At 45.3% G+C, this 19,311-nt stretch carries 17 protein-coding genes; 8 read left to right on the top strand and 9 right to left on the bottom strand.

Annotated features, from left to right (window positions below; genetic code table 11):
* Positions 1 to 211: 211 nt before the first annotated feature.
* From ruvA to L0Y31_RS12900, 5 genes are all read right to left on the bottom strand, one after another.
* Positions 212 to 802, bottom strand: coding sequence for a Holliday junction branch migration protein RuvA (gene ruvA / locus L0Y31_RS12920; protein ID WP_234733486.1), 591 nt, complete (start codon positions 800 to 802; stop codon positions 212 to 214).
* A 117-nt stretch (positions 803 to 919) separates the two neighbouring features.
* The gene (locus L0Y31_RS12915; protein ID WP_234733485.1) at positions 920 to 2,488 is read right to left on the bottom strand and encodes a lytic transglycosylase domain-containing protein; all 1,569 of its coding nucleotides are present in this window, start codon (positions 2,486 to 2,488) and stop codon (positions 920 to 922) included.
* 91 nt (positions 2,489 to 2,579) lie between these two features.
* Positions 2,580 to 4,022, bottom strand: coding sequence for an Asp-tRNA(Asn)/Glu-tRNA(Gln) amidotransferase subunit GatA (gene gatA / locus L0Y31_RS12910; RefSeq protein ID WP_407084035.1), 1,443 nt, complete (start codon positions 4,020 to 4,022; stop codon positions 2,580 to 2,582).
* Between the two features lie 119 nt (positions 4,023 to 4,141).
* On the bottom strand, positions 4,142 to 4,345 hold the full coding sequence (locus tag L0Y31_RS12905; protein ID WP_234733484.1) for a Sec-independent protein translocase subunit TatA/TatB: 204 nt from the start codon (positions 4,343 to 4,345) through the stop codon (positions 4,142 to 4,144).
* A 74-nt stretch (positions 4,346 to 4,419) separates the two neighbouring features.
* A complete protein-coding gene (locus L0Y31_RS12900; protein WP_234733483.1) occupies positions 4,420 to 4,851 on the bottom strand; it encodes a YkvA family protein in 432 nt (143 codons plus the stop codon).
* 169 nt (positions 4,852 to 5,020) lie between these two features.
* On the opposite strand from L0Y31_RS12900, the gene mdh reads away from it, so the two are divergent.
* From mdh to L0Y31_RS12885, 3 genes are all read left to right on the top strand, one after another.
* Positions 5,021 to 5,956: a malate dehydrogenase gene (mdh, locus tag L0Y31_RS12895; protein WP_234733482.1), complete on the top strand. Its 936-nt coding sequence runs from the start codon at positions 5,021 to 5,023 to the stop codon at positions 5,954 to 5,956.
* A 402-nt stretch (positions 5,957 to 6,358) separates the two neighbouring features.
* Entirely contained in the window at positions 6,359 to 6,712 is a 354-nt protein-coding gene (locus L0Y31_RS12890) for a hypothetical protein (protein ID WP_234733481.1), read from the top strand.
* Between the two features lie 195 nt (positions 6,713 to 6,907).
* The gene (locus tag L0Y31_RS12885; protein WP_234733480.1) at positions 6,908 to 7,591 is read left to right on the top strand and encodes a hypothetical protein; all 684 of its coding nucleotides are present in this window, start codon (positions 6,908 to 6,910) and stop codon (positions 7,589 to 7,591) included.
* 121 nt (positions 7,592 to 7,712) lie between these two features.
* On the opposite strand, the gene L0Y31_RS12880 is transcribed toward L0Y31_RS12885, so the two are convergent.
* Together L0Y31_RS12880 and L0Y31_RS12875 are read right to left on the bottom strand one after the other, a co-directional pair.
* Complete coding sequence (locus L0Y31_RS12880; protein WP_234733479.1) at positions 7,713 to 8,918, bottom strand: glycosyltransferase family 2 protein; 1,206 nt, start codon at positions 8,916 to 8,918, stop codon at positions 7,713 to 7,715.
* A 209-nt stretch (positions 8,919 to 9,127) separates the two neighbouring features.
* On the bottom strand, positions 9,128 to 9,556 hold the full coding sequence (locus L0Y31_RS12875; RefSeq protein ID WP_234733478.1) for a response regulator: 429 nt from the start codon (positions 9,554 to 9,556) through the stop codon (positions 9,128 to 9,130).
* A gap of 556 nt (positions 9,557 to 10,112) precedes the next feature.
* On the opposite strand from L0Y31_RS12875, the gene L0Y31_RS12870 reads away from it, so the two are divergent.
* The 3 genes from L0Y31_RS12870 to L0Y31_RS12860 are packed head-to-tail and all read left to right on the top strand — an operon-like array spanning position 10,113 to position 13,843.
* A complete protein-coding gene (locus L0Y31_RS12870) occupies positions 10,113 to 11,570 on the top strand; it encodes an O-antigen ligase family protein (RefSeq protein ID WP_234733477.1) in 1,458 nt (485 codons plus the stop codon).
* A gap of 31 nt (positions 11,571 to 11,601) precedes the next feature.
* Positions 11,602 to 12,846 carry a glycosyltransferase gene (locus tag L0Y31_RS12865; protein WP_310587088.1) on the top strand — a complete coding sequence of 415 codons (1,245 nt, stop codon included), beginning with the start codon at positions 11,602 to 11,604 and terminating at the stop codon, positions 12,844 to 12,846.
* 37 nt (positions 12,847 to 12,883) lie between these two features.
* Positions 12,884 to 13,843 (top strand): hypothetical protein, encoded by a 960-nt coding sequence (locus tag L0Y31_RS12860; RefSeq protein ID WP_234733476.1) that lies wholly within the window; start codon positions 12,884 to 12,886, stop codon positions 13,841 to 13,843.
* On the opposite strand, the gene L0Y31_RS12855 is transcribed toward L0Y31_RS12860, so the two are convergent.
* Positions 13,818 to 14,492, bottom strand: coding sequence for an acyltransferase (locus L0Y31_RS12855; RefSeq protein WP_234733475.1), 675 nt, complete (start codon positions 14,490 to 14,492; stop codon positions 13,818 to 13,820). The genes L0Y31_RS12860 and L0Y31_RS12855 overlap by 26 nt on opposite strands.
* 12 nt (positions 14,493 to 14,504) lie before the next feature.
* Entirely contained in the window at positions 14,505 to 15,641 is a 1,137-nt protein-coding gene (locus tag L0Y31_RS12850; protein ID WP_234733474.1) for a glycosyltransferase, read from the bottom strand.
* 626 nt (positions 15,642 to 16,267) lie between these two features.
* Here L0Y31_RS12850 and L0Y31_RS12845 point away from each other — a divergent pair.
* Positions 16,268 to 16,999 carry a TolC family protein gene (locus L0Y31_RS12845; protein ID WP_234733473.1) on the top strand — a complete coding sequence of 244 codons (732 nt, stop codon included), beginning with the start codon at positions 16,268 to 16,270 and terminating at the stop codon, positions 16,997 to 16,999.
* A gap of 9 nt (positions 17,000 to 17,008) precedes the next feature.
* Positions 17,009 to 19,240: a GumC family protein gene (locus tag L0Y31_RS12840; RefSeq protein WP_234733472.1), complete on the top strand. Its 2,232-nt coding sequence runs from the start codon at positions 17,009 to 17,011 to the stop codon at positions 19,238 to 19,240.
* Positions 19,241 to 19,311: the final 71 nt, after the last annotated feature.

The raw sequence follows: 19,311 nt of genomic DNA, 5'->3' as shown, positions 1-19,311 counted from the left end.
ACTTAATTAATGGCAACGAAAGTAAGTACAAAATGTTCAGCGGAAATAGAATTTTAAATTCGGGAGGCTTCTTACATCCAACGGAATACTCGGCAATAATAGTCTATTGGAATAATTTTTTTTCTTTATCGGAAACAAAATATAATACTACAGATTCCCGACATATTATCAGACAGCAATTTCGCAAAAAGTTACAACTGGCCAAAGGTTTTTACCGAAGTGCCAGCCGGATTAGCTGTTCTACGCTGATGTTATCGCCCTCGCGCTTCAGAATGGCATCGATGCTTTTCTCGGCCACAGGTTTGGCAATACCGAGCGTCGTTAAGGCCGCCAGGGCTTCTTCGCGCGCTGGATTTGCCGCTACCCGATAATTAGGAATGGCTTGCGCAGTGATGCCTGCCTTTTTCAGTTTGTCACGCAGTTCGAGAATTACCCGCTGGGCTGTTTTTGCTCCGATTCCTTTAATGGCCTGAATGGCTTTCACATTTTCCATCAAAATCGCCGACCGAAGTTCGACGGGAGGCAAAGTAGAAAGCATGACCAGGGCCGTATTAGGTCCTATTCCGGAGACACTGATCAAATCCATGAAAAGCTGTTTTTCATCGGTTTCCCCAAAACCGTACAAAGCCTGAATGTCTTCCCGAATGTGCTGATAGGTATATAACTTAACTTTTTCATTCACGCCCGGCAGAATGGTGGACGTATAGAGAGAAATGTGTATTTCGTAACCCAGGCCATTCGCTTCCACAATGACAAAAGTAGGGTCTTTATGGGCGAGTGTGCCGTTGATATAAGCAATCATGGTATGCGTAAAACCTCTTTAAAATAAAATTCTCTGGCCAATAAATATACACAAAACCCACGACATCCGAAAGCGTTGTCGTGGGTTTTGCTTTTCTAATTCAGACTTGAATAGCCATCAGCCAACAATAATTTTCTGGCCAGCTTTTAGCGTTTCGTCTTTGATATTATTCAATTTTTTAAGATCCTCTACTGAGACGCCCCCGTAGCGTTTCGAAATATTCCAGAGCGTATCGCCCTGCTGTACGGTATGATAACGAGGTTTGTATTCTCTCGTTTTCCGGGCCACTACTTCTTCTTTCTCTACGCTTTCTTTCTTCGCCAGCGATTTATTAGCCGGACTAGCTTCGCGCAGGATCACTAGCTTCTGCCCCACCGTCAGCCGAGCTGATTTCAGGCGATTCCAGGCTTTTAGATCGTAAACGTCAATGTCATATTTCTGCGCAATCCGGTCCATCACTTCGCCCCGCTTAACGGTATGAATCACCTTCCGGGGCTTTTTCTGAATAACCTCTTCGAGGTCTGCACCTTCTTCGACGATTGAATTGGCCGCAACGACTACCCGTACCGATTGCTGTTCGTTGGAATCCGTAAAGGGAAACCAATCACGTTTTTTCAAGGAACCATTGGTATCATCCGTATAGTTTTCTGCCGTTGCCAGTAACATATTAGGCGTCATGGTTGGCAAAACAGTAACCGAATCCATGATGTATTTGCGATTGGCTTTGAAGTAATCGAACCGGTCTGTTGGCACCCGCAAAACAAAATTCCGAGTATGTTCCGGCAAAATGGTCGTCACCAGACACGGATTCATTTTCTGCAAATCTTCCAGTGGGATGCTGGTAAACTTGGAGAACTTTTGCAGACAAAAATAGCTGTTCACATGAATGGTGTCGCAGGGAATGGTGTATTGGGGATTGGCGGCATAAATCCCGTGATCATTGGCGTAATTCATCACATAATTCAAGGCGATGAACTGCGGAACATACGCACGGGTTTCCTTTGGCAAGTAGTCGTAGATGGTCCAGAATGAGTCCCCACCCGAACGGCGCATGGCCCGTTTGACAGTTCCGGGACCACTGTTGTAGGCAGCCAGCGCTAGGTGCCAATCATTGAAAATTCGGTATAAATCCCTCAAATAACGGCAAGCCGCGTCGGTAGACTTAACAGGATCCATCCGCTCATCAATATACTCGTCCTGATAAAGCCCCATGTCCCGACCCGTACCGGGCATAAACTGCCAAAGACCGCCCGCGCTTGCTACTGAAACAGCTTTGGGTACCAGGGACGACTCCACAATGGACAGGTATTTTAGTTCGTCGGGCATTCCATAATGCTCCAGATACCGTTCGTAAAGCGGAAAAAACATGGGAATCCGCTCCAGAAATTTCTGGGAATAACTTGGCTTGCGAAAGGTAAAAAAGTCAACAAAACCATGCACACTCTTGTTATAAGTAAGTGGAATCGTCTTTTCAAGACCTGCCAACCGCTTTTTCAACAATTCTGCTGGAACTGTTGGCACGTCCTGAACAAGAATGACGTTCACTTCTTCTTCCAGCGTATCGGCAACTGCCTGGCTTGTGTCGGCGGGAACTTGGAGCGCCCAGGCCGTGGAGCCTACGCTCATTGCAAAAACAACAATTCCAATCTGTCGGAGACTGCGCAGGGTCTTGTTCAGGTTCGACATGAGTTAAGTTTTAGTTCTTCAAATAGGTCAAGTAAAGATAAACCGGCCTAAAAATGGTACTTTTTTTGGAAGGAGCCAACTCATTCCGCGATTAGCTATTGACCGGCTGCGCTACTAGTTGGTTCGCGGCGGCCAGTAAATCGCTTTCCCGGAAGGGTGCTGCCATCATCTGAAAGCCAATAGGAAGCCCCTTTTCATCCGTTCCGTTCGGGATGGCAATGGCCGGATAACCCACCACATTTGCCTGCACGGTAAAAATATCAGCCAGGTACATCTGCAAGGGATCGCTGGTTTTCTCGCCAATCCGGAAAGCCGTTGTTGGCGTAACGGGAGTTGCTAACAAATCGTAGTTTGCAAACAACTGATCGGTATATTCCTTAATTAAACGTCGAACCTGCTGTGCTTTCGTATAATAAGCATCATAATAACTGGAACTTAACGCAAAAGTACCCAATATGATACGCCGCCGCACTTCGTCGCCGAAGCCTTCCGTACGCGATTTTTTGTAAAGCGATTCCAGATCAGTAGCCGTCTGGCTGCGATGGCCATAGCGAACGCCGTCGAAGCGGGAGAGGTTGGAACTCGCTTCGGCCGTTGTCAAAATATAATAAGTAGGCAGAATGTGTTTTAGAAGAGGGAATGTTACTGGCTCAACAACGTGCCCTTGTGCCCGAAGCTGATCCAGCATGGCAATCGTTTGCTGGCGTATCGTTTCGTCAACACCCTCACTTTCAACGCCTTCACGCAGGTATGCAATACGCAAAGGACGCTCAGAAGCTGCTTGCTTTGAATAAGCCGGAACGGGGCTTTGTGACACAGTGCTGTCAAAGTCATCGGCTCCCGCCATGATTTCGAGCAAAAGTGCCGCGTCTTCAACCGAACGTGTTATGGGCCCAATGCAATCAAAAGAGGAAGCGTAGGCAATAAGTCCCCAGCGCGAGATGCGTCCGTAAGTAGGTTTCAAACCGATGACGCCACAAAATGCGGCGGGTTGACGCACGGATCCTCCCGTATCGCTCCCGATTGAGGCCAGGCACAAATCGGCCTGCACCGCTACTGCCGAGCCGCCCGACGATCCGCCCGGAACACGCTCAGGATCAGCAGCGTTTCGCGCAGGTCCATAGGCCGAATTTTCGTTGGAGGACCCCATCGCAAACTCATCGCAGTTCTGCCGCCCGATAATGATCGCATCTTCGTCGATGAGGCGTTGGACCGCAGTTGCTGTGAATTGAGCTTCGAAGCCAGATAGCATGTTGCTGCCTGCCTGCACACCGTGATCTTTGTAGCTCAGCACATCTTTTATCCCCAATACCATGCCTGCCAACCGTCCTGCCTTTCCTTCTTTCAGCCGCTGGTCCACTGCTTCGGCACGTTGTCGGGCTTCGTCGGCATACACGGCCACGAAAGCATTCAAATGCTGATTTTGCTGAATACGATCTAGATAATAGTCAACGAGTTGTCGGCACGTTACGGCGCCAGAAGCCAGATCAGCCTGGATAGAAGATAGAGAATGGTAAAGCGTTACGGGCATCATGCACTTAGGTAGGTGGAAAAAGCAACAACAGAGCAACCACCCTTGGGCTACTCTGTTGTCTAAATACTAGTTCGGAATTAAAGCGAAAAGCAGCTTACTTTTCATCAATAATTCGTACCTTATTTCGTGTCTTTCATGCCATCTTCAATGTTCTGACGGACATCGTTCGTAGCGTCTTTGAACTCACGGATGCCTTTGCCCAGACCCTTCATTAGTTCTGGGATGCGTTTTGCGCCAAAAAATAGCAGAATAACCAAACCGATCAACAACAGTTCAGTTCCGCCTAACGAGCCCAAGAAAGCAAAAATGGTCAATAATTCCATGATAACCTGCGTTTAGAAAAGTATATACAAAAGTAAGAAAAAACAAAATTCTAATTGACTGCGTACCTGTTTTTTTAGCTAATTTTAATTGTCTTCCGGTCTTCTTCCCAAATCCGGAATTTCTCAATATCACTGCCAATTGAATTAACAAGCCACAGAAGCAAAGCAACGTCGTCGGCAAATCCAATCACTGGCAGTACGTCCAGGATCAGGTCAAACGGATTGATAAAATACAGCAACACCGCCACCACAGACAGCAAACTTTTCTGCGGAATGGCCTTGTATTCGCCTTTGGCGTAGGCTCGGACCATGCGCACTAGCAGCCCTACCTGGTCTTTTGCGGCCGAATAGCTACCCGTTACGCCCAGATCGCTCGTTTTGGTAGCGACTTTATTGATTAGCTCAAACAAACTTTTACTACTCCGCACATAGCGCGAAGCCTTACCGGCTGACTTACGAAAAAAAATAGAACTTAATACCCGAGTTAACAGTGTGTTATTTGCCATCGTCAGTTAAATCCGTCCAAGAATAAGGATTATCTTTTGCTCATAGTAACATTTTTTTTAGAAGAAAAGTGTACCCTTTTAAAAAAAACCACGGGTATAGTCAGTTTCTCTTCTATTTTTGCCTCAATATCATTTACCCAACTTTTTCATTGATTAAAACTGTAATTCTATGAAAATTACTGTTGTAGGTGCCGGTGCTGTTGGCGCAACATGTGCTGATAATATTGCCCGCTGCGAACTAGCCGAAGAGGTTGTTCTGCTCGACATCAAAGAAGGGCTTAGCGAAGGCAAGGCACTGGACATGTTTCAAACGGCTACGTTAGCAGGTTTCGATACTAAGATTACAGGTTCCACTAATAACTACGAATTAACAGCCAATTCGGATGTTGTCGTTATTACATCGGGTCTACCACGCAAGCCCGGCATGACCCGTGAGGACCTTATTGGCACTAACGCAAAAATCGTCAAAGGTGTTACGGAAAATATTTTAACGTATTCACCTGAAGCTATTATCATCATTGTATCCAATCCAATGGACACCATGACGTACCTGACGTTGAAAACCTCAGGGCTGCCGAAAAACAAGATTATCGGTATGGGTGGTATCCTGGATTCGGCTCGTTTCAAGACGTATTTGTCACTGGCCTTAAATTGTCCTCCGAACGATATTCACGGAACTGTAGTTGGTGGCCACGGCGACACCACCATGATTCCTTTGACGCGTTTGGCTACGCGCAACGGGGTTCCCGTTAGTCAGTTCCTTGATGACGAAACGTTGCAAAAAGTCGCAGCGGATACGATGGTTGGGGGCGCGACTCTAACGAAGCTGATCGGTACCTCAGCCTGGTATGCGCCGGGTGCGGCGGTATCGGCCCTGGTAGAAAGCATCATCCGGGACCAGAAGCACATTTTCCCTTGCTCCGTAGCTTTGGACGGCGAGTATGGCCAATCCGATATCTGTCTGGGTGTGCCGGTTGTCATTGGCCGCAATGGCTGGGAAGAAATCATCGATTACAAACTGAATGAAGAAGAACAGGCTGCTTTCAGTAAGTCTGCCGATGCCGTTCGGAGCATGAATAACGTGTTGGATACGCTCGAACTCTAAGATTAGTCTTATCTTTTCTAAAAGCCCATTCAATGAATGGGCTTTTTTTATTCCTATTTAATAGCTTTCAATTTATACTTAATCAGATAAATCTATCTTTAATCCAATTAATACTATTTTTACACACTCTCGACAAGAGCTTCAATAATAAATCAAAAGATCACTACATTAATATAATGCATTAACTATCAGTAATATACAAGAAAAAATAGATCTAGATTATTAAAATTTGAACTATTACAATATATTATTTGGAATAAAAAAGTTATATTTATTAACAAATCCACTCATCAGCTCCTATAACATGCTGACCTCATTAATAACCACTTATGTATATACCAAATATTATTTGGCTTTATAAAGTACATTTGTGATGTTAAAATAATACAACCACACAGAAACATGAAAAAGTTAATAATGCTTTTCGCTTTGGGTGCTATGCTGTTTGCAGGTACCGTATCAGCCGCTAATCCGACTGCCACTTATATTAAATCAGTTGAACAGGTTAAACTAGAAAACGAGCTTACATCTCTGGTTTACAAATCAAATGTCTTGAAATCACAAACTCGTGGTGGCGAAGTGATCATCCACTTTCGGGTTGATGATGCCAATCAGGTTCAGGTTTTACAAGTTTTTGGCGGAACCAACAAATTGAGCAACTCCTTACAGAAACAGTTGAACGGCAAAAAATTGTTGACCGCTCAGAACACGAATGAGGACTATTACGCTCGGGTTCGTTTCCAAATGGCCAACTAATTGACAGTATCCGTAACTAAAAAAGTCAGCAACGCTCTCGTTGCTGGCTTTTTTGTTTGGTGCTGGGTTGCATAGAGCCTCATACAATAGATTCCTAGTCAGGGTGGGAAGAGCTTTAAAACCTCAAACGCCCGTTAGATCTTTTGTAGGTTATTTTCGTATTTTGAGGGCTGGCTTAGCTGCGTTGAAGAAGGTATGGCACAAGGCGGGCGGGCATTTAACGCTACCGATGCTATGATAGACTACGAGCTTAAAGATATCGACTCCGAAGATATTGAAGACTTACTTGTAAAAGCTGAGAAGTCATTCGACCTTAAGTTTGGATATACCGAACTAGTGCACCTTACAACCTTTGGACAACTTTGCGACCACATCGCAGCCAAAATTCAACTTGACAATTCGGCCGATTGCACCAGCCAGCAGGCATTCTATAAACTACGCGATGCCATTTCAGCAACCATTCAAATTGACAAAAAGTCAATCTCAACTAACTCTTTGCTTGAAGACTTTTTGCCGCTAGAAAGCAGACGTTTAAGGGTAAACCAATTGGAAGAGTATTTAGGCTTCAAACTAAACATCCTACGACCCCCAGATTGGGTAACAATGACGCTTGGAATTTTACTTCTCGCGTCTTTTTTTGGATTTGGCTTTAATTGGCAAGTCGGACTGGCAGGACTTATATTTTCACTCGCTGGATTTCGGATCGCCTATCAATTGGGCAACGAACTTGATGTCCAAACAGTTGGGCAAGTTGCCGAGAAAATGACAAGAGAGAATTATCTCAAATCAAGACGAAATTCAACTACGTTCAATAAAAAAGAAATTAATGAAATTTTGACCCACTGGTTCGGCGACTTGGACTCAGTTAGACAAAACTGAATTAACAAGAGGAGCGAAATTCGTTTGGGAGTAGAAAAATGACAGGCTCGAGTGGTTTTTGACAACCAACTAGCCTCATGTCCCTGGCAGAAACCCGAAACAAATGAACTGTTACGTTCTATCAGACCTTGGTTTTTTCTTTCCCGGCGGGAGTCTCGCCATGCGGTGTATGAATGAATTTCTTCTGCGCCGTTTTTACCTTGAGCAAAGAGCGAATCATGCGGAAAACCAGCAATGGAAATGTCAGAATATCGCTTATCGAAATCTTTTGCCAAAGGTAGCCTGGAATCGAAATAAACATGCTCACCAACAGAGTTCCAGACAGGGCAAGAGCCGGAATCAGGATAGAAGCACTCTGCGTTACTAGGCCAAGCAATACGGAGAAAAATAAGGCCGCTAGCAGTAGCGTTCGGGGCAGAATGAGCGCCTTGATAAATGCAAATGCCGGGTCGAAACGCCCTTGAAACAATTGCTGAATGCCGGTGCCAGCGTAGACCTTCGCAAAGTGAACCTGCGCGGCAATCCATCGGGTCCGCTGCCGCTCAAAGACTTCTAGGTTTTGCACTTTCTCATCGTAAATGAGCGCTTGCTTTAGGTAGGCGATAGAAACCCCCTCCAGTAACAGATTAATTTCTAGCTCTTTATCATAACCACCTACGGTACGAATCCGCCCCATCAATCGTTTCATGGTTGCTGGTTCGAAAGCCATACCAGACCCAATCAACGAGGCTGATAAGCCTACCGCCCGCTGTCCGCTCCGAAAAATGTGGTTACTTACTTCCTCATTCATGGCATCAAATACGGCTACACTCGTATTTGTGTTTTTGGCTACTCGATGTCCCTGCACAGCCCGCCAGCCTCCATCAAAAGCCAGATTAATCCGCTCTAGAAAATCGGTTGCCATGTGGTTGTCCGCGTCGGAGATAACAACAATATCATAGTCGTTCTCGGGCAGTGCATTCAACGCATAGCCCAGCGACTTCTGAACCGTCGATTGTTCAAAACTTACGGGCAGCACTCGGATAGGGTATTGTGCAAGTTCCTGCAATGTTTCGGCCCGAAAGGAATCAGCAATAACAAAAATGTCGTACGAACTAGCTGGGTACGTTTGCCGCAGGTTAGCCTGGACTGAATCAATAATTACCCGATCTTCTTTGTAGGCGGGAATCAGCACCGCCATGCGGCGAATGCGACTTGGCTGTTTAGGCAGCGAACGTTCGTCGTCGCTTCCTAGCCAACCGGCCACCGCTAAAACCAATAAATATAAGACATTAAAAAAAAGGTAGGCGCCAATGGGCAGAAGAACAAGATACCCTAAAACATCCATGAATCAGTAGATTATCGTTCTACAAAGTAACGAGCTGATTCTTGAAAACAAAACAATTAACGCACAAAACAGCTGTTGACTTTCCGGGGAGGAATTAGAAAGCCGTTGATTCTATTTTTTAATAAGGCTCTGGGGAAAGATCAAATTGCCAGACAGTGGGTCATCAGGAAGAAGCAAGGTCCGCCTACAAGACAGACGGACCTTAAGAATTAATAATAAGATGGTACGATATCCGTTGCTTTTTTCGTACTAAAAGAATCTGTATGCCGTAACATTCCCCGAACGCGAGCCCGCACTTCCAACGGATTAAATGGCTTAGCCACATAAGCATCCGCCCCACTTTCCAGACATTTGATGCGACTACTGCTATCCTCAAACTTAGAAATAACCAAAATTGGCAGATGCTTGTACAAAATATTAAGTCGAACCAACCGTATTAGCTCAAGCCCATCTAGTTTAGGTAGATTTATTTCTGTTAATATAAAGTCAATCCGGGAGCCATATTCAAGCCTATCCAGAGCTTCAATGCCGTTGGCAACCGCTATAACATTGAACTCCGGTGTTAGAGCTTGGCGGAGCACATTGACGAGAAAAGGATTTTCCTCAACAATAAGCAAGTTTAGTTTCTGGTTTTCCATAAAGCACGATCATTAAATTATACAGTTCCTTCTTTGGTACACCAATTTCCAAATTGGGTTTTACTCTTAGACTTTTAAATTCCAGAACCGTCACATGTGCCCCTTTTTTTGATTTATTTATTTTATACGAAGACACCATCATACTTAATTTTTCAATAAGTAATACTACCTAAATAAAATTAACGAATGGTTTAATTAACGTACTCTATTCTTAATTAGTAAACACGGTATACCTGACCGTTCAATAAATGAGACTCAAGTTATTCCCAACATAAATCATTATCTTACAGCATTATAGAACTACTATACTCTATATAGATATTTGTACTAAACAGATATTAACAGACAAAAATTATCTAAATCTTAAAATGTTATTTATTTTTGCAAAATCCTCACCTTAATGATAGTTAAGCATACGTTTAAGCAAGAAAGCCGTGTTGGTTACTAACGGAGATGTGCTTAACTTAAAGCAAACATTAACTTTCTTGACAATTGGCCCAATTCATGTGAAACTCAAGTCAGTTATATTTGAAACAATCTTGTAATGCGTTCTCCAATGGCGTCCTTATCTTATCGTTTTCAAAATAGTTTCTGGCTATACAGTATCTGGGGTGTACTTGCGGCCATAGGAGCAGGCTATTTAGTTGGTACATTAGAATTTGTCGGTTCCGCTTTAGTTGTCATTGTGCCTGTAGCCATCCTGCTGGTTGTTGGTGTGCTGATGGAGCCTCGCTTCGGTTTGCTCCTTTATCTTCAAATGAGCTTTCTGGTCAACTTTTTAGCGCGCTTTCTCCCCGTCAGTGCTCCCTTTGGGCTAATGGTTGATGCCATTCTGGTGCTAGTTCTCTTCAGTATTTTTGTGAATGGGAAAAAAATGCAGTGGAATCGGCTGCGTAATCCCGCCGTTTATCTGGTTGGGATTTGGTTTCTCTACAACATTCTGGAATTATTTAACCCGGAAGCCCCTTACAAACCAGCCTGGTTTTTCCACGTTCGAACATTCTCGGTGCAGTGGTTTTTGGTGGCCATTATTCTTCTGGTTGTTCCGGTCACAAAAAAGGATATTCGCGTACTCATTAACTCGTGGCTGATCTGGTCTTTCTGCGGCGCTTTGTGGGGTTTCAAACAACAATATATCGGCTTAACCACTGCTGAAAACATCTGGCTCAACACGGCTGGGGCTACTACACACCTTATTTTTGGTCACCTGCGTAGCTTTTCCTTTTATTCGGATGCCGCCCAGTTTGGAGGTGAAATGTCAGGACTTGCTTTGGTTTGCCTGATCTGGACATTTGAGAAAAAGGATTGGTATCAGAAAGCATTTTTTGCTTTTCTAACGCTGGTTTTCTTTTGGGGTTATGTCGTTTCGGGAACGCGCAGTGCGCTTTTTGTGCTTCTGGCCGGTTTCCCGTTCTACTTGTTACTAAAACGTGATTTTGTTAAATTAGCCCTTGGTTTTTGCCTCGCTACGCCTCTGCTGCTGATTCTGCTTTACACCAATGCAGGAAGCGGAAATTATGACGTGCAGCGCATGCGTTCAGCTTTACGACCGATGGAAGATCCGTCTTTCCTGCTTCGGCTGCAAAATCAGCAAAAATTGTCAGCGCACTTAAAAGACCTGCCCTTTGGTGCCGGTATTGGAACGGCTGCCGATGCCGGGAATCGCTTTTCTCCCGAACACTTCGCCGCTCAAATCCCCCCGGATAGCTGGTATGTCGAACTCTGGATTGAAACAGGCGTGGTTGGCTTGACCCTTTATATCTGTATGCTCATTGGCCTGATAGGCATTGGCGTTTATCACGTCTGGCGCTTGAAAGATCCGTGGACGACTTACGTAATGTATGCCCTACTGGCCGAGTTTTTTGGTATGGCCGTCATGGCTTATTCAAACCCCGTTCTAGGTCAGTTTCCAACGAGCAGCATCATTTTTATAAATTCCATTTTGCTTGCTTCCTGCTACCGGTGGGATCATCCAGGCGATGAGTTAGCTACTAAACCCGTGGCTAACTCTTAAGGCATTACTCACCGTAGTTTTATGGGAATCAATGATTTACCTTGACGAAATACTTAACCCCACTAACGTGCAGCAATTTGACAGCATCATCTGTATTAGCCAGACTCCTTGGCAAGGACAGTTTCAGAATTCAGCCGTTCAGCTTATGACTGAGCTGTCAAAACGTTATCGCATCATTTACGTTGACTACCAATATACGGTAAAAGACTGGGTGATGGGCGTTACTGGCCGGCGAACAGTACCCGTCTGGGAGTTATTAAATTTATCCAGCCCGCTTTCTAAAAAAAAGCTGGAAAATGGCGGCGAAATATACATCTGGATTCCGCCTATCATGCTGCCCACCAACTGGCTTTCCAATGAATCGCACGACAAAGTACTCCAGTGGAACGTGAATCAGCTGGCCAGGGGGCTGCGTCATGTGATGAAGCAGTTAGGCGTTCAGCACCCCTTGGTAGTTAATGCATTTAATCCCGTCTGGGGATTGCCTTTGCTGGGAAAGCTCAATGAATGTGCCACCATCTATTATTGTTACGACGAAATTACGGCCGAAAGCTGGATCAGTCGCCACGGACAGCGGTACGAGCAGGAATATTTAAAAAAAGTGGACGCGGTAATAACCACCTCGGAGGCGTTACGCCAGACCAAGTCACGCACCCAGCCTAACACGTTTTGCGTCAAGAACGGCGCCAATTTTAGCTTGTTCAGCCAGGCGCGCAAACTGGCTAAGCTACAGCCCCCCACCCAACCGGTTGTTGGGTATTTGGGCACAGCAGATAATCGAATCAACATCGATTTGGTAGAACATTGCGCCCGCACCATGCCGGATGTCACGTTTCAATTTATTGGCGAAGTCAATGAACCGGCATTGAAAGAACGGCTTTCTGGCTTTACCAACGTTCTTTTTACGCCTTCTGTCCCGCCGGCAGAACTACCCCAGCTGCTCGCTAAATGGACGGCTGCCATTATTCCGTTTGTCTGCAACGCTCACACCTATACGATCTATCCGCTCAAAATAAATGAGTACCTGGCGGCAGGGTTGCCCGTTGTGTCAACGCCATTTTCTATCTTGGATGACTTTAACGAGGTAATTGAATTAGCCAACAGCCCAGAAGATTTTGCGCAGGCGCTGCGAAAGGCGCTGGCCGATACGAGTCCGCAACGCATTGAGCAGCGCATTGAAATGGCGAAGTCGAATTCGTGGCCCAAACGCGCAGAAGAGTTCGAGGGTGTTATTCGCCAGATTCCCCAGGCCTGGATGGAAGAGCAGACCCTTTAAGGAAAGCGCATGGATTTCATTTGAACTAAATCAACGTATGCAAAAACTAGTACTGAAGCTTTTATACCTATTTACCCGACTTAAATACCCCAATATGCGTTCCGATCTGCGTTATTTTATTCGGGACAACTATTATTGCAGACTTAACCAAATTCGCTATTTCTACAACGATTACTTGCTCAAAAAAAAGTACAAAGTCATTCAGTATCACGGCGAATTTGACCAGGAGTTAAGGTATGTTTTGCCTTTTGCGTACTGGCATTACCTCAACGGAACATTAGACAAAACCGTTTCCTGCAAGAACACCAAAGAGTTCTACTTCTTTAGTCAAAACCACTCCGAAGAATATACGCACCGAGACTGGCAAGCAGGCTATAATTACTACGAGGTTCCGAACATGACCCACAGTAATTCGTTTGACTACAGCAAGTGGGTTAAAGTACCCCTCAAAGAGTTTTATAAGAATAGTACCTTTTTGTACGACAAACCAACACTGGTAATTGCCAACAAATACAACATTGAGTGGGATAATCCGCCGATTAATTACCTGGATATTCCAACGCTTGGCACAATTATCGAGACGTATAAAAACAAGTACCAGATCATTTACAATCGTCCTTTATCAACGCAGATTGTTGGCGATAACAGCGAAACCCTGGATTTGCACGAGCACGCTTGGCTACGCGAAAATCACCCGGAGGTTTTATTAATGGACGATCTTTTTACCCAACACCGAGCCTCCGTCAACAGCTTTAATCACTTGCAGTTAATGGTGTATGCCAATTGCAACCATTTCATTTCCATGCACGGGGGAACGGCGGCTTTGGCCAGTTATTTTGAAGGCGTAAATACCATTCTCTCCAATCCAAACGCCAAAGGAGGCATGGAATACCACCTGAATGAGTACCAAACCATTTTTCCGGCTTTGTCGGGTGCTAAAATCCTGCACGCCAAAAATCGGGATGAAGTGCTTACGTACTTAACGGAGAATTATTAACATTCGGCGCCATCTCACGCTTCAAAGCAGAATCTGAAGGCTTTACCCACTGGCCGGTTTCATGGTTGTATTGCTTGAGCAATCGAGCCGGATTTCCACCCACCACCGAATAAGGAGGCACGTTGCGCGTGACGACGCTGCCCCCCGCCACCACCGAATGCCGACCAACGGTCACCCCCGCCGTAATGACCGCATTGGCCCCGATCCAGCATTCTTCTTCAATAATGATGGGTGCCGTTATAACCGGTTGCGCCCGAATTGACTGGCTAACATCTTCGTACGAGTGATTTAGACCCGATAAGACGACGTGCTGCGCCATGATCACATCGGAACCAATGGTGACCGGACCAATCACAACCGACGAGATACCAACCGTGCAATTATCGCCAATCAGCACGGCACCAACGCCATTATTAACCACGCAAAAGTCTTCAATGGTGCTCCGGGCTCCCAAGGCAAAGGCATTGAAGGGCAGCACATCCAACCGGGCACTGGAGCGCACCGATGACGTTCGGTGCCGTTTATGAATAAAAGGATTGACAAACCAGCTCACCCACAGCCGAGGTCGAGCCTGGTGCTGAGGAATCAAAAGCCAATGAACAAACTGCTTTAGTTTGGGGCGTTGATCCAGGTAGTCTTTAATAGCCATTGTAAAAGTTACTTACATCGTTTTTTGGTGTGAATTAGTTAGCCGATGAATGGCATCAATTAAACTAGCCATTGAGTTTTCCCAGGTATGTTCGAGGGCAAAGGCAATGCGCTCCTCAGCGGATGACAACTGCTCCCCTTTTAGCACATTGGCAATACACTGAATAAATTCGTTGGGTGTTTCGGCCAGGTAAACATGCTTTTCAAACAGACTCATTGTTTCTGTTCGAACCGCCACCACGGGCTTTCCCATTGCCAGGTACTCATCAATCTTGCGGGGGTAGTTACCGATTGTTACCTCATTTAACAACTGCGGATTGATCAGCACATCCATTGCTTCCAGATAGGCCGGAATTTGCCGAGGTGCTTTCGATCCTAGAAAAGTTACATTTGGCAACGTCTGAAGCCGCTCTTTGGGAAATGAACTATCGGCGTCTCCAATCAGCACCACTTGCCATTCAGGATGGCTAACCGCTACTTTTTCGACCAACTCACCGTCCAGACGCAGGCCCGTAAGCGCACCGGCATAACCAATCCGAGGTTTGGGAATGGAAGCAATATCAGCCGGTATTTCATTGATTTTTTCTGGATTAAACAGCTCTAGATCGCACCCCTGTCCAATGTAAATGGATTGTGGATTGTGGACGGCTGCTTTATTAGCCAGATAAACAGAATTACTCGCTACCAGATCTACTTTGCTCATCAATTTGGGCTCAAGCCGGGCACCGTGCCGCCGCCAATACTCGACGGCCAGAAAATTATCCCGCAGATAGTAAATGTATAGTTGAGGCTTCAGCAGTTCCTTCAGGTAAAAGCCCTGAATCATATCGTTGTCATTCAAAAGCACATACGACGTCCACTTTAATTGCTTCACAGCCGCTTTGATTTCGGCGGCCAGCAAGCGGCCATTGTGGTGGTTCATCCGGTCATACAGGGCCCCATCCGGAAGCCAGTTGATTGATCCTAAGAGCGATTGCGGCGAGAGCACCCATAAATTCTCCTCAGCTTCAACCAGGTGCTTTCCATTACACTGCTCAATAAATTCATTCCGTTGCTGTACCCGCGCATTATTATTCAAAAGCTTTGCCGACCAATCCAGAGAGTCATTCACAAATAAAACCTGGTGTTGTTTTGCTAAGCTCCTTGCCATATCCCGAATATTACTCCCGAGGTTTTTTTCTTCCCAGGGCTGTCGGGATTTAATGATAAAATTTATGCCGCCAGACGACTTGTGCATGCCTAGAAAGAGTAAATTGTGTCCATTTTAACCAGCTGTGGTTCCCTTAGAGGTTAAATTCCCTGAAACTACACCCACAAATCCAACTTCTTGTTAAATATCTGTGTCTTTTCTGTATTATCATGCTTTTGTCTGTTAAAAACTCATTAAGAGCGAATAATATATATAAATGGAGCAAATTTTATAGTTAATTTTGGGATAAAGATAAATTGTCCAAGAAAGTGACTTGACGGGCGAAGGAGTCTCTGACCTATGGACGTGATTCTTAAGAAAGGAATTAAATATTTTCACCTTTTTTTAGTTTGTAATTAATTACCTATCAACTAGTTAAATAATGAATATTGGATAAGACCAGAACATGATGCCTGTAGCTTTTGTTTGAAACGGTATCATTTTTGCTACCAAACTAATTGCAATATTCATTACTATATCTCTATCTAGTCAGGAATTTCATGATGTTGATAAATTTATCCGATTTCTTGATGGCTGCCTGCCGCAGACTTACTTTCCTGTCTTATTATTGCCTTTTATTACCTGCCTTGGCATATGGACAGCGAACTTATCCGTTGCAGAAAGCACCTCCTAATCAAAGCCCTGTTCAAACGGCCGACACGCTTGAGTTAGACATTAACGAAGACATTGGTACTCAGCTAATTCCCTTTGACGAAATTATTAAAATAGCCACAGCTTATTCACCTTTAATCAAGTTCGAGAACGAATCCATTAACTCATTGGATGCGGCCTACCGGCTCTCAAAGGTACAGGTTTTGCAAAATGCAAGTGGATTTGCCAGCTATTCAGCCGGTAATCAGGCTATTTTTTCTACGACTTCTTACGGAGGGGACGCACTCGGCCAGATTGCCAATGGCTACCGGGCTGGGGTTAATCTTCAGATAAGCCTTTACGATTTATTTGGGCGAGGGCATCAGATTCGACAGACGAAGGCCAACGCAAGGGCGGCAATACACCGCCGAGATGCCGTTGAACTTCAGTTAAAACGCGATTTGATCATTACTTACCAAGACTTGCAAACGGCCCAACGCGTTTTCAAAGTTCGAATTGCGGAAGAGCAAGCAGCACTTACGGCCTTACGCATCTCAGAAATTGAGTTGCAGAAAGGAAAAATCAACCTTGCCGCTTTCTCTAGCATTAACAATTATTACGCGCAAAGTAAAGCAAGCACAGAAGAAGCTCGCGGCACTTTTTTGAAGAATATTTATATTCTGGAAGCAACAGTAGGTGTATCTCTCCGTCAGTTAAAACGTAAATAAACCAGCAGCATGGCACTCCAGGTCTTTTTCCGACTTTTAAAACAGCATTTACTCTGGTTTTTTCTCCTCCCCTGCGTTACAGTCGGTGCAGTCTATTTTTTTACGCAGAACGAAACCAGCGTCTACCAATCCGAAGCCACCCTATACACGGGTTTTGCCTCGGGTTATACCATCTTAACCGACCAGCAAATTGGCGCGATGGACCGCTCGGCCGTAGCTTTCGACAACTTATTAACAACTCTCAAGTCGCGGGAAACCATGCACCAGATTGGGGTTAATTTGCTGGCTCAGCAATTGCACGCCCAGCGCCCTGATAACCAAAACGTTACACCAGCCAGTTTCAATTTGCTGCAACGCGTGGTTCCTGCTCCGCTCCGCCAGTCACTGCTAAACGGCGCTAACGAAAATCAGCTTCGCCTGAGACTCGATAGCATGGCGCGTTTAGAACGGGAAAACCCGATTAAAACGCTTTTGTATAATCCTGATTATAATTATTCCGTTGCCCTCATTACTAAAAATCTGAAAGCAACACGGCGGAATACCAGCGACATGCTGGATATGGAATACGAATCAGGCGACCCGGCCATTGCTCAGCAAACGCTCGTTCAGGCCATCGATGTGCTTAACAAGCGTTATACGGCTTTAAAAAGATCTGAGACAGATTCGGTAGTTACGTATTACCAGACTAAAACACAGCAGGCCAAGAAAAGGCTGGACGGCGTTGAAGCCAGACTACAGGCGTTTAATACCAATAACAACGTATTGAATTTCGAAGAAGAATCGAAAAACATCACACTTTCCGGCGAAAATCTCAATAACGAATACAACCAGGAGTTAATGCAAAACAGGGCTACCAAAGCAGCCTTGGATGCATTAAGTCGCCGGATGGGCCAAGCGGGTAACATTTTAAATGTTAACAATGAGCTCCGGGCTAAGCAGGCTGAACTTACCAACATCGAAACACAACTGGCGAATGCACAAGCCTATGGGCAACCGCGTAACGTGGTGGTACGTTTGCAGGAAAAAGCCATTCGTATTTCGGAGGATCTTCGGGAAGGCGCGCGCAAGTATTACAACGCAAACAACACAACGGATGCCATTTCGCAACAGACCATTCTGGACGAATGGCTCACGAAAATGATTGAGTTGGAAGAATCAAATGCCCGCCTGGAAGTTTATAAAGGGCTGCAGAAAGATTACAGTTCAAAAACCAACCAGTACACTCCCCTGGAATCCCAACTGCGCCAGCTCAATCGGGACCTGAGCGTAGCCGAAAAAGAATACCTAGCGCTCAACCAGAGCTTAAATCAGGCGCTGGCTCGCCGCCAGGACACCTCTGTGGATGGCCCACTTTCTATCCTGGATGCTCCTGATTTTCCGTCTGAGCCACAGGCGTCGAAGCGCTGGTTGTTTATGGCCATTGGGGCGGGTCTGGGCCTGGTTATTGCACTGCTCTTAACGGCAATTCGCTTCTGGCTGGATCGTCGCATTGCTTCGCCAGAACACGCGGAGATGCTCATTGGCCGTCCTCTAACAGCCTTGTTTCCAAGAGTTAAGAAGTTTTCCATTGATTCAAAAGCAGGCCGCACTGCCCTCAGTATGTTTGAGCAGTTATGCAGCGCAGTTAATATCGAGATTGTTCAATCGACCGGGTTTAGGCCGCTGCCACCCATCATTTCGGTCTTTAGCATGCGCTCGCAGCAGGGAAAAACCTGGATAACCAACGGTTTGGCTCGCCTGTATGCAGAAACAGGTCAGCAGGTTGCTTTTTGTTACCCCAGGACCGATGATTCGCAGCAAAAAGTAGAGCAGGATGGGATTACTTTTTTCCCGTACACGCTTCGGCCCGATTTCATGAACATTACGCAGCTAGAAAATTTGCTTGATCAGGAGCACTATTTTGATTCTCACCAGTATGAGAAGATATTTTTTGAGTTGCCGCCACTGATTAGCAGTTCAATACCGGTGTATTTGATGAATCAAAGCAGCGTTTCCATTTTGGTTACGGATGCCAATAGCATTTGGGCGCGTACAGAAAATCAGCTCTTAAGCATGTATTTAAAAGTGGTTAACCATCCGGTATTGACTGTTTTAAATAGTGTAACCGATAATTATTTTGATGCCCCGAGCCGGGCCGATACGAGCCAGGGACCGGTTCAGCCCGAACGTTCCTTGGAATTACAACGAACGCTGCGTTCTCTAGAGCAACAGCAGAAAATGAATTACGGTAAAATAAGCTAATACCCGTTTCATTCGGGTAGAATAGAGTCAGATGCATATCATCTATTCTAAGTGAATAGATGATATGTTCT

The sequence above is a fragment of the Tellurirhabdus bombi genome (assembly GCF_021484805.1).
GTDB classification, from domain to species: domain Bacteria; phylum Bacteroidota; class Bacteroidia; order Cytophagales; family Spirosomataceae; genus Tellurirhabdus; species Tellurirhabdus bombi.
This window is presented reverse-complemented; position numbering and strand designations above follow the sequence as displayed.